Here is a 14,695-nt window from a genome sequence, read left to right as displayed (position 1 = left end):
GAATGGGGAAGTATGGAATATTAAAGAATAAATAGCATTACCAAATCCGTTGTTCAAGTCAATGCATGAATGAATGCAATAAGTATTCCCTCCTGAGGAAGTACTAGAATTTATCTTTGGAAAGAACCGCTTGAAGATTCGGGTATTCGTGTTTTAGCTGCTGTTCACAATGGAGAGGTTGTGGGTGCAACAGAATACCGTTACGATGAGGATTTTAATGTTGCTATGACTGATTTTACGATTATTGGACAGCATGGCCTGGGCATTGGACCATTTTTGGCTCAAAAGCGACTGGCAGACCTTCAAACATTAGCAGCAGAAAACGGAAAAACCTTAGCTGGGATGTTTGCCGAAATCTATGATCCTTATCAAGTAGAAAACTACGAGTTTGGCGGTGTTAAGCCTATGGACCCTTTTGTGCGCCGCGAGGTATTAAGTCACCTAGGATACAAACGTCTGGATTTTACTTATGTTCATCCATCTTGGAACAATGATGGTGAAGCTGTCACAGGACTCGATCTAGGATTTCTTCCAATGACAGAAAGAAGTGACGTAGAGACAGATCTTATCGTAAGCTTTTTAAAACGGTATTATACTGTGCTTTCAAACAAACCTCAAAAATGGGTAGTAATGATCGAAAATTTGAAGGCAAAAGAAAAAGCAGACTTACTTCCATTATAATGAACAAAAAATCCTCGTTTGATGACGAGGATTTTTTTGTACTAAAACGTGTTATAAATATTATCACATTCACCAGCTCTAGGCTGATAAAAACAATGCAGCTTGTAGCGCGCTACGAGCGGCTGATTATACCATGTAGGAGGGCAGTCTCCAGGCGGCCTGAAATACCATAAGCTGAATTTTGCAGGCCAATACCGTTCTCCCGCAATACTCCGCCTCGCCAGCCTCTTTTCCTTTTCTCTTGCTCTTTGGTAAAAATAACCGTGCTGTACAGCTTCAAAGGCGTGTTCTTGATACACCATTTGAGGAATGGTCCGAATGTTTTTAAAGTCCGAACAATTTGCTCTAACCCGATTAACCCCTACATTTCCCACCAGCTGCATGCCTCTAATTCCTTCGCCTTCAGCTTCGGCTCGAAGCAATCTGGCCATTAAATCGATATCTGAGTTATTTGCTTTTACAACTGCCATGATTTCGCCTCCATCTTCTTGCATATTATTATATTCCAGTAGGCTTGGGGGTTTACGTGTCAATTACATTTTTCAAAAATAGGGAAAAACAAATAATTCACTTTTTTGAAAATAAGCATCTTAGTTTACAAAAATCAATACAAAGAGTATGGTTAAAAGATGGATTTAATCCGACTAATTTTATAAGAAAAGGAGATTATAACGATGGCAGAAACAACTTTAAACAAGGCTGCTGCTTTTAAACCTAGAACAACGGTTGTATCGGAATTAAATCCGATGCAAAAACCGCTTGTTGCGGCAGGTTTATTTGCAGCAATTATTTTATTCATTGCGATTTTTAGTACAACTAATATGACTCAAGCTGTGTTATATGTTATTGGAATTTTGCTTGGTGTTACCTTGCTGCATGCCCGTTTCGGATTCACATCCGCTTTCCGGCGCCTGATGTCTGTAGGAAACGTTCAAGGTCTCCAGGCACACATGCTTATGCTTGCAGTTGCTTCAACATTATTTGCTATTATTTTAAGCACCGGCTTTAGCTTTACTGGAACAACTCCAGCTGGATATGTATCGCCTGTTGGGGTAAGTGTTATTTTCGGTTCATTTATCTTTGGAATAGGAATGCAGCTTGGGAATGGATGTGCTTCTGGCACCCTTTACTCTGTTGGCGGCGGTTCCTCCTCAATGATTTTAACGCTGATCTCATTTATTGCGGGTTCTGTCATAGGAGCGTACCATTTTACATTCTGGATGGAAGATATGCCAGCACTTCCGCCTATTTCACTCGCCACTTCAACAGGACTAGGCTATTTCGGCGCACTTCTCGTCCAGTTAGCAGCATTTGCAATCATCTATTGGATTACCGTACAGATTGCTAAAAAGAAAAATCCGCCAATGATGAAGCCTCTTCCAACTACTCAAGGCTGGAAAAAAATCATAAGAGGTTCATGGCCGTTGTTCGCAGCAGCTATTATATTGGCACTATTAAATGCATTAACTCTATCAATTAGAGGCAATCCGTGGGGAATAACTTCAGCTTTTGCTCTATGGGGAGGGAAGGCGTTAATGGCTTCAGGTGTTGATGTTTCAAGCTGGGGTTATTTTGCAGGTGCGAATGGAGATGCACTTACGAAAACAGTGCTAGCTGATTCCACCAGTGTTATGAATTTCGGCATTATTCTCGGAGCATTCATTTCCGCAGCTGCTCAAGGGACATTTAAGCCTGGTAAAATTAAGCCGGGAGTTGCAGGTGCTTCAATTATCGGCGGATTACTAATGGGTTATGGAGCACGTCTGGCATTTGGCTGCAATATTGGAGCGTACTTCGGCGGAATTGCTTCCTTCAGCCTTCATGGATGGATTTGGATGGTAATGGCAATGTTAGGAACATTCCTCGCTTTATTCATTCGTCCACTGTTCGGATTGAAAAATCCTAAATCGACTGATTCAATTTGCTGATTAAATGAGAGCTCTCTTTGGAGGGTTCTTTTTTGTATGGAAAAATTCACTCGGTTCATTGGATTGTTATTTCGGCTGATTGACTGTACATTTTGGCCTGTTGATATTTATATTGGCTCGTTGGAACCCGATGGTGGCTCGTTGGGAAAACATAGTTGAAGTGAAGGCATTTATTTTGAAATGATAATGAAAAAGAGCCTTCTCTAAATGATAAAAAGATATTAAATACTGTTTAAAAGGGATTTATATGTCAAAGAGTCTAATTACGCAACTTTCTCACCTTAAAAATCGATCTTTGTGTAAGTCTATCAAGGCTTTAGTTTTCTTTCTTGGATAATGGGACAAATTTGTTTGTTGACATAAAAACACCTAATTCTTTGGTATAGTGGAATTGCAGAGAAACAATAACCACAAAGAATAGGTGCCTTACTGATGCGACCCTATTTTCGTCCAAGAAGAGCGATTTTTTTCCAGGAAAGGATATCCGGTTTTTAAATCACTCTGAATTGCTTGGCGCAATTTTTTTACGCACTTTAGTGCAGATTTCATTCAATAAGTCGGTGTTCCTGCATCGAAAGGCCGTCCTAAAGTGCTTATCATCGATGAAATTTGAGTGAATAAATAAAATAATAAGGATTTTACTTGTTCAATTTAATAAAAATGTTGTTCTGTGGAGTTGGATTTTTTATTAGATTGCTATTTTTATCAAACACAGGCGATAAATAATCATCTTGGTTATGATTACCTAAAGCTTCATACCTTGAGGCCAAAGTAGAGTCCCAAAGTGAATATTGAGTGAAGTGAACAACCAATAAACCTTGGGGATTGATCAGATTATCGAGCTCCATAATCTGCCGTTCAAACTTTTCAAAAGGATAGATTTTTTTTAGACTACTTATGCCTTTTTCTGCAATATAATGCGGTTTTCGTTGCAAAACAGCCATGCAGAAAATCGCATCGAAATCCCCATATTTTTGGATTTCACTAATTGTAGAATATATAAAAGTAATTTTCTCGTCTACAGGAAGCTTTCTACATATTGCAAGGTTATGTTTATTAATATCTGCGCCTATTATGTGCGCATTAGGGAAATATCTACGAAGTGTCAGAACTTCTTCGCCTGTCGAGCATCCATAAGAAAGTATCTTTAGATCTTGTTTGCCATCAAAATAGTCACGGCATGCTGAAAAAATAGTAGGATACCGATCCATATAGGTAAGGGAGGTCGTTTGATGAACATTTTTAGAATTTAACAACTCTAAAAGGAAGATTGAGCGAAAACCCTTATCTCCACATATCCGTATCGCAGTTTTGGTTGCACTCCACAAAACATACAAGATTGATACTACAAGTCTAATAATTGGACTTTTGGAAGAACGGTATTCCTTAACCGTCTGCTTCGCAGTTCCAATAATTTGCATACCTATTTTAGCATTCATATCCCCAAATCCCTTCTAATTTTAAATAAAACCAGAAATACAATTATTAAGTTTTTATATAAGTAACTCCCTATATATAGATAACTAATTTTACCATTGTTCTTAATTAAGAACAATAGAAATAAATAAATGTTAATAATTGTGTGCTGAAAAGATACAAAATATACTAAAAAATCATTAGAGGTAACACATAGTTTATTAAGAAATATGATGTGGTATTTCTACCACAGATAACATGTCAATTCATATTATTTCTATATTCGAGTTTTGGTTTATAACGGCCAAACATAACAGGAAGAATAACTTAGTAGAAAAAGGGAATGGAAAAATAAAGTATATTTCTTTATAAAGAACATGATATGATATTAAAAAGAACGGTTAATCAAAAGCATAAGCTTATATTACTTTCTGATATAGGTAAAGGTTACTTTTGACGCATTTGTGAATTGAACAGGAGGAGGAAGGCGGAAAAATGAGGAAGTTTTACTGGAATTTCTCTAAGACAAACGAATTGTTAGAGGGGAATGTATCAATTTATTTAGACTTAATTAGAGGAATATCGGCTATTTTAGTAGTAATGGAACATTTGAGTTCTCGATTGTTTGTTGGATACGGTGATATAGAAAATCAGAGTTTATTAGCTATGCTTCTCTATCTACTAAATATTCTAGGAGGTCCAGCAGTAATCATATTTTTTGTTCTTAGTGGCTTATTCATCTCAAGGTCCGTTCTAAAAGCAGTATATGAAAATAAATGGTCATGGAAATCATATTTGATCAACCGTTTTTCAAGACTGTTAGTTGTGTTAATTCCTGCATTAATACTTACGTTTATTTTGGATAGTATTGCCGCCAGCTTCTTTGGATACGAAAGTTATACTAACGCTTATAGTAATCTAAAAGATTTTATAGGGAATATATTTTTTCTGCAAAATGTATTTGTAGGAGTATATGGTTCAAATGCACCTTTATGGAGTCTTAATTATGAGTTTTGGTATTATATGCTATTTCCAATATTGTTACATTTATTTTTTAATAAATAGGGCAAAATTGTTAAGCTCGTTTACTTATTGATAGTCTTCTTTATTATTACATCAGTTGGAACACGAATGAACTCCTATTTTTTAATATGGTTAATAGGAATGATTGTCCTGATAATACCAAGAATAAATTTTTTAGTACGAGGGTACATTCCCATCCTTGCTCTTATATTAGTATTTTTAGCTATGCTTGTTAGACCTCTTGTCATGACTGGAAGGCTATTTACAGAGAATTGGACAGAGGATTTATTCGCTATAGACCTTTTTATAGGATTAACCTTTGGTTTTTTAATTTATGCGTTACTACATAGTTTATCAGATAGATTAAGGAAAGCTGAACTTAGAAGGCTAGGAAAGATTTCTAAGTTGATTGCTCGTTTTTCATTTAGTCTTTACCTAATTCACTATCCTATAATAAATACATTATATTATTGGATTGCTAAAAATGGTTTTTCAGGCTTACAGCCTAATTTAATATCAATAGTTGTGGAAATACTAATTGTTATACTTATTTGTATTTTCGCGTTTTTCTTCTCCAAAGTTACGGAAGCTCAAACCCATGATGTTCGGAAGTTTCTTCAGACAAAAACTAATTCACTTATTAATAGTCGTCGTAATAGAGTACTAAACAAGCAAAATGAAGTAGGATAACAAAAGGGAATTGCACCGACATTTAAATATGTCGGTTTTTTATTTATAAGTATAATCCTGTTCTTACTTCGAAGGACCTTCCTAAAGTCCATATCATCAATCACAAGACGTTTGATATTAATCGAGGTAAACAGGTCGAGTTGTATACCTTTTTTAAATGCTTAAAACTGGTAAGATATCAAACGTTCCTGCCAAACGACTTCTCTTTATCAGTTCAAAAATATCGTATTTAATTGGATCAATGAAGAAGTATTTAAGCCGTGAATAAACGCCGCAAGGAGGCGTTACGGTCCCTAATCACAACCCTGCGATCCGGAAGTTGCAAAATTATTTAAAAAAATGAATCTTATTCATTTACGAAATCGCTTTCTTCAACTACTATACAAAGGAAGGCAATAAAGGGGAGGAACCAAAATGACATATCAAGCAAGTTCAGAACGTTATCAAACTATGAAATACAATCGATGCGGCAATTCAGGTTTGCTTCTTCCGGCTATATCACTTGGATTATGGCATAATTTCGGAGGGGTTGATTCGTTTGAAAATGGACGTGCCATGCTGCGCCGTGCATTTGATCTAGGGATAACGCATTTTGACCTGGCCAATAATTATGGACCGCCTCCAGGATCTGCAGAAGAAATGTTTGGACAACTATTAAAAACGGATTTTGCCCCGTATCGGGATGAATTAATTATTTCTTCAAAAGCAGGCTACCATATGTGGGATGGTCCTTATGGGGAATGGGGATCAAAGAAATATTTGACCGCAAGTTTGGATCAAAGCTTGAAGCGTATGGGTCTGGATTACGTTGATATTTTCTATTCTCATCGTCCTGATCCGAATACACCTCTAGAAGAAACAATGAGTGCTTTAGATCAAATCGTCCGTCAAGGAAAAGCTTTATATATAGGAATTTCAAGCTACACGGCTGAACAAACGGAAGAAGCAGTGAAGATTTTGAACCGTCTTGGCACTCCTCTTCTTATCCATCAGCCGAGCTATTCCATGCTGAATCGCTGGATAGAAAATGGCTTACAGGATGTGCTGCAGGAAAAACGAGTTGGCTCCATTGCTTTTTGTCCGCTTGAACAAGGATTATTAACAAGTAAATACTTATCAGGTGTACCATCTGATTCAAGAGCTGCTAAATCAACTGGTGCATTAAATCAAGATCGTGTAACGGAAGAAATGATCCAGAAAATCAAACAGCTGAATGACATTGCATCACAGCGGGATCAGAACCTTGCACAAATGGCATTAGCATGGGTTCTTAGAGAAGGCCGTGTTACATCTGCTCTTATCGGTGCCAGCAGAGTAAGCCAGATTGAGGAGAATGTGGCTGCTTTGAATCATCTTGAATTTTCAAATGATGAACTAGCCAGGATAGAAAGCATTTTATCTGATAAATAAGTCAACCAAGCCTTGCTTTCTAGCAAGGCTTTTCTTTATAAAATCTAGTCAGAAAGATACAATTCAAAAAATAGTTACCCGAAAAAGAGGATTTTTCAATTGAAAGACTAATTAGTGATTATAATGACAGTACTTTTATAACAACTACTATTATTAGAAAGCTGGTGATCTGAGATGAAAGAAATTCGAGTTGGGATGATTGGCTATAAGTTTATGGGAAAAGCACACAGTTTAGCTTATCGAAATGTTCCTTTTTTCTTTCCAGGAGTGGCGAAACCTGTACGTAAAGCAATTGCTGGACGAAATAAAGAGGGTGTGAAGCAGGCAGCGGAAGAGCTTGGATGGGAAAGCTATGAAACAGACTGGCGTAAAATGATTGAAAGAGACGATATTGATTTAATAGATATTGTCACACCAAATAATTCTCATGCTGAAATGGCTATTGCAGCTGCAGAAGCGGGAAAGCATGTGATCTGTGAAAAGCCGTTATCATTAAATGCCGAACAGGCAGAAAGAATGCTTGAGGCTGTAACTAGAAATAAAGTGATTCATATGATTTCTCATAATTATCGATTTGCTCCTGCCGTACAATATGCAAAGAAACTAATTCAGCAGGGACGCTTAGGAAGAATTTATCATGTTCGGGCGACATATCTTCAGGACTGGATTATGGATCCCGATTTCCCGATTGCATGGAGATTAAAAAAAGAGGTAACAGGTTCAGGTGCACTAGGTGACATTGGTGCACATATCATTGATCTTTCAAGATTTTTAGTAGGTGAAATTTCAGAAGTTGTCGGTTCAATGGAAACCTTTATTAAAGAAAGACCAATTGATGAAATGTCTGATAAAAAAGAAAAAGTGGATGTAGATGATGCAGCTTCATTTATTGCCAAGTTTGAAAATGGGGCAATGGGAGTATTCGAAGCGACACGATTTGCAGCAGGAAATCGAAATCGAAATAGTTTTGAGATCAATGCTGAATTTGGTTCGATTAAATGGGATCTTGAAAATATGAACAATTTACATGTCTACTTAACAGAGGATGATAAAGGTCTGCAAGGTTTTAGAGTGATTAATTGTACTGAAGAAGTGCATCCGTATGCTGATGCATATTGGCCAGCTGGTCATATCATTGGCTATGAGCATACCTTCGTCAATTTAATGTCTGAACTTATGAAAGCGATTTCAAATAATAACCTTCCGTCCCCTAATTTCTACGATGGTTTACAGAACCAGCTCATACTCGATGCGATAGAACGATCATCAGCAGAAAAAAGATGGATCACCATCTCAAAGAAAATAGAACAGCTGCAGTAAAGCGGGAGGAAACCCATTTTTTTATTAATTATATGAATATTCCTAGTTTTCTTATAAAAATGCTTTTCTAAAGAAGGATTAGTTGTTATATTGAATATATCAACCGTTGAAAGGTGACGCTATGACAACTTTTAATCCTCTTTATCTAAAAGTATACAATGTACTATTAAATCAAATACAGAGCGGGAAACTAAAACATGGTGATAAGGTTCCTTCAGAAAAAGAATTAGCAGATCAATTCGAGGTCAGCAGGATTACATCGAAAAAAGCATTGGATTTGCTTTCAGAAGAAAAATTAATTGAAAGAATACAAGGCAAGGGCTCGTTTGTTATTCATTCAAATGCTGAGATAGATGCTTCTTCCAAAACAAAGTCAGCTATAGCTAATCGTAAATTAATCGGATTTATTTTACCTGGATTTGATGACAGTTATGGGATGGAGCTTGTAAAAGCGGTTGAACAGAGGTGCAGTGAACTCGGAAGTAATTTGCTGTTAAAATTCAGCTATGGAAGCAAGGAAGTTGAAGAACAAGCAGTGAACGATTTTTTGCAAATGGGAGCAGAAGGACTTATTGTCTTTCCTGTTCACGGTGAGTACGTAAATAACAAGCTCCTAGAATTAGTTTCAAGGAATTTTCCAATTGTATTGATCGATCGATTCATTAAAGGAATTCCTGCTTCATTTGTGTGTACCGATCACAGAAAAGCAACGATTGAGATAACGAGTTACTTATTTCAATTAGGACATACAGAGATTGGTTTCATTTCACCGCCTTATGAGGGTACTACGGCAATAGAGGAACGAGTGATGGGGTTTCATATCGCTCACTCGGAGCATGGCATAAAGCTAAATAGAGATTACATCCTGACTGAAATAAAAAATAGTTTGCCGGTTCATGAAAAGACCAATACTCTTTTGAATGAGGAACGGGTTGTTTTAGACAGATTCTTGAAGAAACATCAGAGCATTACTGCAATTGTGGCCTGTGAACATTCAATTGGGGAACAAGTAATGGCAAGTTTGTCAAAGCACGGGAGAAGTGTCCCAGATGATGTATCTATAGTTTGTTTTGATTCTCCAGCGAATTCAAAAATTTTGTTTACTCATATCAAGCAAGATGAGCGGAATATCGCTTTAAAAGCTGTCAATCTTCTGCATGAAAAAATATCTAACTCAGCGTCTACTGTACAGCAGATTTTTATATCCCATTCCATTGCAGAAGGGGAAACAACTAAATCTTTTGCTCTAAAATAGGTCTGAATAATCAGGCCTATTTTATTTATTTTTAAAAATTCTGAAAAATATATTGACTTGCAAATTCATAAGATATTAATATAGTACCTATAAAACATAACAACATGACATGTCATTATGTTATTTGTAAGCGCTTTATTTCTAACTTATTGGAAAGGAGGACTCGGTTTTATTAATCATCATCACATATAAATTAAAGGGGGATTTTTCATGAGGCACTTTAAAAGCATTATTTTATTAGCCGTTTCATTTTTGCTCCTTTTGGCAGGCTGCAGTTCAGAGTCATCATCAAGCAAGGAAACCGCAGATGGCAAAACAACGATCACATTCTGGCATCCAATGACAGACATTACTGGAGATGCAGTCAAAGAAGTGGTAAAAGCATTTGAAAAAGAAAATCCTGATATTAAAGTGAAATCGGTTTATATTGCCAATCAAGGTGAAGGCTCAAACGAAAAACTCCTATCTTCCATTGCCGGCGGAAACCCTCCAGATGTCGCTTACTTCGACAGATTTGAGATTGCATCGTGGGCAGCACAAGGCTCTCTTGAAGATCTGACTGATCTAGCGAAGAAAGATAGCATCACTAAAGAAAACTTTTACCCATTTGCCTGGGAAGAAGCAACCTACGAAGATAAACTTTACGGATTACCCACAACGACAGATTCCCGCTTAGTATACTACAACAAAAAACATTTCGAAAAAGCTGGACTAGATCCAGAAAACCCTCCTAAGACTATTGCAGAACTTGAAGAAGCAGCTGAAAAACTCACAATTAAAAAAGGTAAAAGATTCTCGCAGATCGGATTAATCCCTTGGCTTGACCAAGGCTGGTTCTACGGCTGGGGCTGGGCATTCGGAGGAGACTTTTACAACCCTGAAACACAAGAAGTAACAGCTGATGATCCTAAAAACGTTGAAGCGCTTAAATGGATTACAGATTACGCAAAAAAATACAATATTGAGGACATCACAGCTTTCACAAATTCACAAGGAACAGGTGCGATGGATCCTTTCCTTACTGAACAAATCAGCATGAAGGTAAGCGGTCCATGGACTGTATCAGCGATTAATAAATTCAAGCCTGATTTAGAGTATGGTGTATTCCCGATGCCTACTCCTACAGGCGATAACTTTACAACCTGGTCTGGCGGCTGGTCGACAGTTATCCCAAAAGGTGCAAAAGAAAAAGAAGCTGCCTGGGAATTTTTGAAGTTCTTTAGCGGAGAAGAAGGACAAAAAATATTCAGCGGAATTGCAAAAGACTTTTCTATTATTGATTCTGTGAATGAGGAATTAGGATACAAGGATGATCCAATTCTTAAAGAGTTTGTTGATATTCTTCCTTCAAGCAATCACAGGCCGGTTATGACACAGGGAAGCTTGTATTGGAACGAACTGGCAAGTGCTGTCGAAAATGCAACAAGAGGAAACGGCACACCTGAAGAACTTCTGAAAAAGGTAGATGACAAAGTGACGAAATCATTGAAATAAGGCTGCAGAGGGATTCTCCATCTGGGGAATCCCTGATAAAAACCAAAGGAGGTATGTTTCATGCAGCAGCCAGTGATAAAGGAGTCAGCCAGCATAAATGAAATTCCTGTTGTAAAAAAGAAAAGGTGGAGAAATAAATCTTCCTTATATGGTGTCCTTTTTGTCACACCCTGGATTTTAGGACTTATTATTTTTTATGCTTTTCCATTAATATCATCCATTTACTTCAGCTTTACAACATATAGTATCCTTCAGCCCGGTGAGTTTGTCGGATTGCAGAATTATAAAGAGCTGATGAGTGATGACCTCTTTTGGAAGTCGGTATCTAATACCATATATTTCGCTGTCTTTTATGTCCCTCTGAGCATCATTTTCGGAGTATGTTTGGCAATGATCCTGAATTTGAAAGTGAAAGGCATGACGGTTTACCGCACAATTTTCTTTTTGCCTACACTAGTGCCGCAGGTAGCTCTAGCGGTGCTTTGGATGTGGCTCTTAAATCCGCAGTTTGGTTTAATCAATGGCATGCTGGATCTTATCGGAATTCAAGGGCCTGCATGGTTAGGCAGTGAAACCTGGTCGAAGCCATCGATCGTTATAATGTCCCTTTGGGGAATTGGGCAGGCTGTCGTCATCTATTTGGCAGGATTAACGGATATTTCCGAGGATTACTATGATGCTGCTGAAGTAGACGGGGCAAATTGGTTCCAGAAAACGATACATATTACCTTGCCGTTATTAACTCCCGTCATCTTTTTCAACCTCGTTATGGGTGTTATTGGCGCTTTCCAGCAGTTTGCATTGCCGTACGCGCTGACTGGCGGACAGGGAACTCCAGCAAATTCATTAACCTTTTATGTCATGTATTTATATGACAATGGATTTAAGTTTTTTAAAATGGGATACGCCTCTGCGATGGCATGGATCCTCTTTGCTATCATCATGATTTTAACAGCGGTTATTTTCTCTACTTCAAAAAGATGGGTTCATTATCAAGGAAAATAAGGAGGGATTCGAATGAGAACGAAAACGTCAAAAAGCATATTCGCCCATACATTTCTGATATTGATATCCATTCTCTTTTTAGTTCCATTTTTCTGGATGCTGTCTACCTCTTTAAAGGATCAAACACAGATTTTTTCGTTTCCGCCTGAATGGATTCCCTCACCGTTTAAGTGGAGCAACTATCAGGAGGCTGTCGACTATATACCATTTTTCAGCTATTTGAAAAACACTGTTGTGATTACTGTGTTCAGTACAATTGGAGCAGTCATTACATGCCCGTTGGTAGCATACGGGTTCGCGAAATTAAGATTTAAAGGCAGCAATGCTCTATTTATTGTGACGATTGCCGTCATGATGATTCCGGGACAAGTCACAATGATCCCGCTGTTCATCTTGTTTGAAAAACTTGGCTGGGTCGGCAGCCCGCTTCCGCTGATCATACCTGTCTTTTTCGGAGTTCCTTTCTATATCTTTTTACTGCGCCAATTCTTTCTCGGCTTGCCGGATACGTTAATGGATGCCGCGAGAATTGATGGAGCAGGTGAGTTTCGCATCTACTGGCAAATTATGCTTCCACTGGCAAAACCGGCTGTACTTGCAGTAGGACTGTTTCAATTTATGGGAAGCTGGACTGATTTTTTAGGACCGCTGCTTTATTTAACAGACGAGACATCCTATACCCTTTCACTCGGCCTGCAGCAATTCCAAAGTCAAAAAGGAACAGAATGGGGATTAATGATGGCGGTCTCAACATTAATGACGCTTCCAATTATTGTTTTGTTCTTCTTCCTGCAAAAAACATTTATTAAAGGGATTACATTTAGCGGTATTAAAGGATGACAGGAGATGAGTTAATGTGAATAAGATTAGAATTGGTTTTATTGGCTCTGGAGGAATAGCCCATTACCATGCCTCACATTTAAGAGAATTAGAGAATGTACTCATTGCTGCAATCGCCGATCCGAATCCCGAAAGCAGACACAGCTTTATTCAAACACAGGATGTTGAAGCTCTAGAATTTGATGATTTTGAAGAAATGCTGAATCATTCAGAATTAGATGGAGTTATTATTTGCTCTCCGCACACTCTGCATTACCAACATGCAAAAACGGCTCTTTTAAAAGGCTGTCACGTATTACTTGAAAAGCCGATGGTGTGTTCTGTCGAAGAAGCGGAAGAACTTATCGCGCTTTCAAAAGAGAAGAAATGTGTGCTGCAAATCTCGTATCAGCGGCATTATCAGCCTGAATTCATCCATATTAAAAAGCTGATCGAAGAAAATCAAATCGGAATTCTTACTAGTGTAAATGCTTCTCTCTATCAGGATTGGATTTACCTATCAGCAGGAACATGGAGGCAAAAGCCAGCTTTGTCAGGAGGGGGTATGCTGTTTGATTCGGGAAGTCATATTTTAGATGCCATTCTATGGATTACAGGACTTACCCCGATAGAATCCAAATCATTTATCCATCAGCGCGGTACAGAGGTAGATATCGATTCATTTACAACTGTCAAATACACACAAAATGTAATGGGTACAATCACCATTGCAGGCATGTCACCTTGCTGGCATGAAACGTATTCTTTTATAGGAGATAAGGGAGCCATTTTCTACGAAAACGGTCAGGTTTCTCTCGTTCGAAATGGAGAAGCTCCAGTAAATCAAAGTATAGAGGTTGCTGATAATAATACAGATAAAAGCTTCATAGATGCCATACTTGGGATAAAAGAGGTTGAGGTTCCTGGTGAATTTGCCATACGGGTTTTAAAGTTTACAAAAGAAATCTATGAAGCAGACAGTGCAAACTTGCAGAAAAAATAATAATTCTGAGATTGAGAGGGATAAATGTGAACAATCCAATCGGCATGAGAATACCCCCGCATTTTGGAAAAGAAGGAATTGAGTACACAGCAAAATGGGCAAAAGAAAATGGAATTGAAGTTCTAGATCTTCCTATCCTGGATGAATCAGTAAAAAATATATTATCAAGCTATCAAATCGGCATTGGTTCCATAGATGGAAAAGGGTGTGTTGGAAACACCGATATTTTAAGCGAGGATGAAGGCAAGCGCTGGAATGCAGTGCTCTCATTAAAGGAGCAGTTCGAACAAGTTTCAGCATTGGGAGGCAGCGTTATTTTTATGTGCCTCGTACCTGAAAACAGCCTTCTTCCTAAAAAAAGAAGCTTAGAAATTTGGAAAGAAACGTTTCCGGAGGTTGTCGGCTTAGCAGAAAAAAACAATCTTTATATTGCATTGGAAGGGTGGCCGGGTCCTGCACCTGCATATCCAACGCTCGGAACCACTCCAGAGGTGCTCAGATATATGTTCAATGAGGTGCCGTCAAAGCATTTCGGGGTAAATTATGATCCTTCGCACTTAGTCAGACTGGGAATTGATTACCTGAGGTTCCTAGATGAATTTGGAGAGAAAGTGCTTTACTGTCACGGAAAAGATACTGCGTTATTGGCTG

General features: G+C 38.0%; 11 protein-coding genes and 2 pseudogenes. 11 read left to right on the top strand and 2 right to left on the bottom strand.

Translation table 11 applies throughout. The features are described 5' to 3' along the window. Positions 1 to 73 precede the first annotated feature (73 nt). Positions 74 to 681 (top strand): annotated as a pseudogene (locus CYJ36_RS07005) (GNAT family N-acetyltransferase). 41 nt (positions 682 to 722) lie between these two features. On the opposite strand, the gene CYJ36_RS07000 reads toward CYJ36_RS07005, so the two are convergent. Continuing rightward, on the bottom strand, positions 723 to 1,151 hold the full coding sequence (locus tag CYJ36_RS07000) for a cell wall hydrolase (RefSeq protein ID WP_101566196.1): 429 nt from the start codon (positions 1,149 to 1,151) through the stop codon (positions 723 to 725). Positions 1,152 to 1,355: 204 nt separating this feature from the next. Between CYJ36_RS07000 and CYJ36_RS06995 the strand changes: the two genes are divergently transcribed. After that, positions 1,356 to 2,609 carry a YeeE/YedE family protein gene (locus tag CYJ36_RS06995; RefSeq protein WP_101566194.1) on the top strand — a complete coding sequence of 418 codons (1,254 nt, stop codon included), beginning with the start codon at positions 1,356 to 1,358 and terminating at the stop codon, positions 2,607 to 2,609. A gap of 638 nt (positions 2,610 to 3,247) precedes the next feature. Here the strand turns inward: CYJ36_RS06995 and CYJ36_RS06990 are convergent. Further along, positions 3,248 to 4,048, bottom strand: coding sequence for a class I SAM-dependent methyltransferase (locus CYJ36_RS06990; protein WP_101566192.1), 801 nt, complete (start codon positions 4,046 to 4,048; stop codon positions 3,248 to 3,250). A gap of 472 nt (positions 4,049 to 4,520) precedes the next feature. On the opposite strand from CYJ36_RS06990, the pseudogene CYJ36_RS24335 reads away from it, so the two are divergent. From CYJ36_RS24335 to CYJ36_RS06940, 9 genes and pseudogenes are all read left to right on the top strand, one after another. Next, positions 4,521 to 5,738, top strand: a pseudogene (locus tag CYJ36_RS24335) (acyltransferase family protein). A gap of 414 nt (positions 5,739 to 6,152) precedes the next feature. After that, positions 6,153 to 7,148: an L-glyceraldehyde 3-phosphate reductase gene (mgrA, locus tag CYJ36_RS06975; RefSeq protein WP_101566186.1), complete on the top strand. Its 996-nt coding sequence runs from the start codon at positions 6,153 to 6,155 to the stop codon at positions 7,146 to 7,148. A gap of 174 nt (positions 7,149 to 7,322) precedes the next feature. After that, entirely contained in the window at positions 7,323 to 8,468 is a 1,146-nt protein-coding gene (locus CYJ36_RS06970; RefSeq protein ID WP_219621073.1) for a Gfo/Idh/MocA family protein, read from the top strand. Between the two features lie 106 nt (positions 8,469 to 8,574). Continuing rightward, the gene (locus CYJ36_RS06965; RefSeq protein WP_219621072.1) at positions 8,575 to 9,723 is read left to right on the top strand and encodes a GntR family transcriptional regulator; all 1,149 of its coding nucleotides are present in this window, start codon (positions 8,575 to 8,577) and stop codon (positions 9,721 to 9,723) included. 210 nt (positions 9,724 to 9,933) lie between these two features. Next, a complete protein-coding gene (locus CYJ36_RS06960) occupies positions 9,934 to 11,217 on the top strand; it encodes an ABC transporter substrate-binding protein (RefSeq protein ID WP_101566183.1) in 1,284 nt (427 codons plus the stop codon). Positions 11,218 to 11,277: 60 nt separating this feature from the next. Then, positions 11,278 to 12,222: a carbohydrate ABC transporter permease gene (locus tag CYJ36_RS06955; protein WP_101566181.1), complete on the top strand. Its 945-nt coding sequence runs from the start codon at positions 11,278 to 11,280 to the stop codon at positions 12,220 to 12,222. 12 nt (positions 12,223 to 12,234) lie between these two features. After that, positions 12,235 to 13,062: a carbohydrate ABC transporter permease gene (locus CYJ36_RS06950; protein ID WP_101566179.1), complete on the top strand. Its 828-nt coding sequence runs from the start codon at positions 12,235 to 12,237 to the stop codon at positions 13,060 to 13,062. Positions 13,063 to 13,078: 16 nt separating this feature from the next. Beyond that, positions 13,079 to 14,044 carry a Gfo/Idh/MocA family protein gene (locus CYJ36_RS06945; protein ID WP_101566177.1) on the top strand — a complete coding sequence of 322 codons (966 nt, stop codon included), beginning with the start codon at positions 13,079 to 13,081 and terminating at the stop codon, positions 14,042 to 14,044. A gap of 26 nt (positions 14,045 to 14,070) precedes the next feature. After that, the coding region (locus CYJ36_RS06940; RefSeq protein ID WP_101566175.1) for a sugar phosphate isomerase/epimerase family protein at positions 14,071 to 14,695 on the top strand (625 nt) is incomplete at its 3' end.

The sequence above is a fragment of the Bacillus sp. UMB0893 genome, from assembly GCF_002858905.1.
Lineage (GTDB): Bacteria > Bacillota > Bacilli > Bacillales > Bacillaceae > Bacillus_P.
This window is presented reverse-complemented; position numbering and strand designations above follow the sequence as displayed.

Bases quoted from the DNA above. Each gene is read 5' to 3' on its own strand.
- CYJ36_RS06970 (WP_219621073.1), top strand. From the start codon at position 7,323: ATGAAAGAAATTCGAGTTGGGATGATTGGCTATAAGTTTATGGGAAAA.
- CYJ36_RS07000 (WP_101566196.1), bottom strand. From the start codon at position 1,151: ATGGCAGTTGTAAAAGCAAATAACTCAGATATCGATTTAATGGCCAGA.
- CYJ36_RS06960 (WP_101566183.1), top strand. From the start codon at position 9,934: ATGAGGCACTTTAAAAGCATTATTTTATTAGCCGTTTCATTTTTGCTC.
- CYJ36_RS06950 (WP_101566179.1), top strand. From the start codon at position 12,235: ATGAGAACGAAAACGTCAAAAAGCATATTCGCCCATACATTTCTGATA.
- mgrA (WP_101566186.1), top strand. From the start codon at position 6,153: ATGACATATCAAGCAAGTTCAGAACGTTATCAAACTATGAAATACAAT.
- CYJ36_RS06955 (WP_101566181.1), top strand. From the start codon at position 11,278: ATGCAGCAGCCAGTGATAAAGGAGTCAGCCAGCATAAATGAAATTCCT.
- CYJ36_RS06990 (WP_101566192.1), bottom strand. From the start codon at position 4,048: ATGAATGCTAAAATAGGTATGCAAATTATTGGAACTGCGAAGCAGACG.
- CYJ36_RS06995 (WP_101566194.1), top strand. From the start codon at position 1,356: ATGGCAGAAACAACTTTAAACAAGGCTGCTGCTTTTAAACCTAGAACA.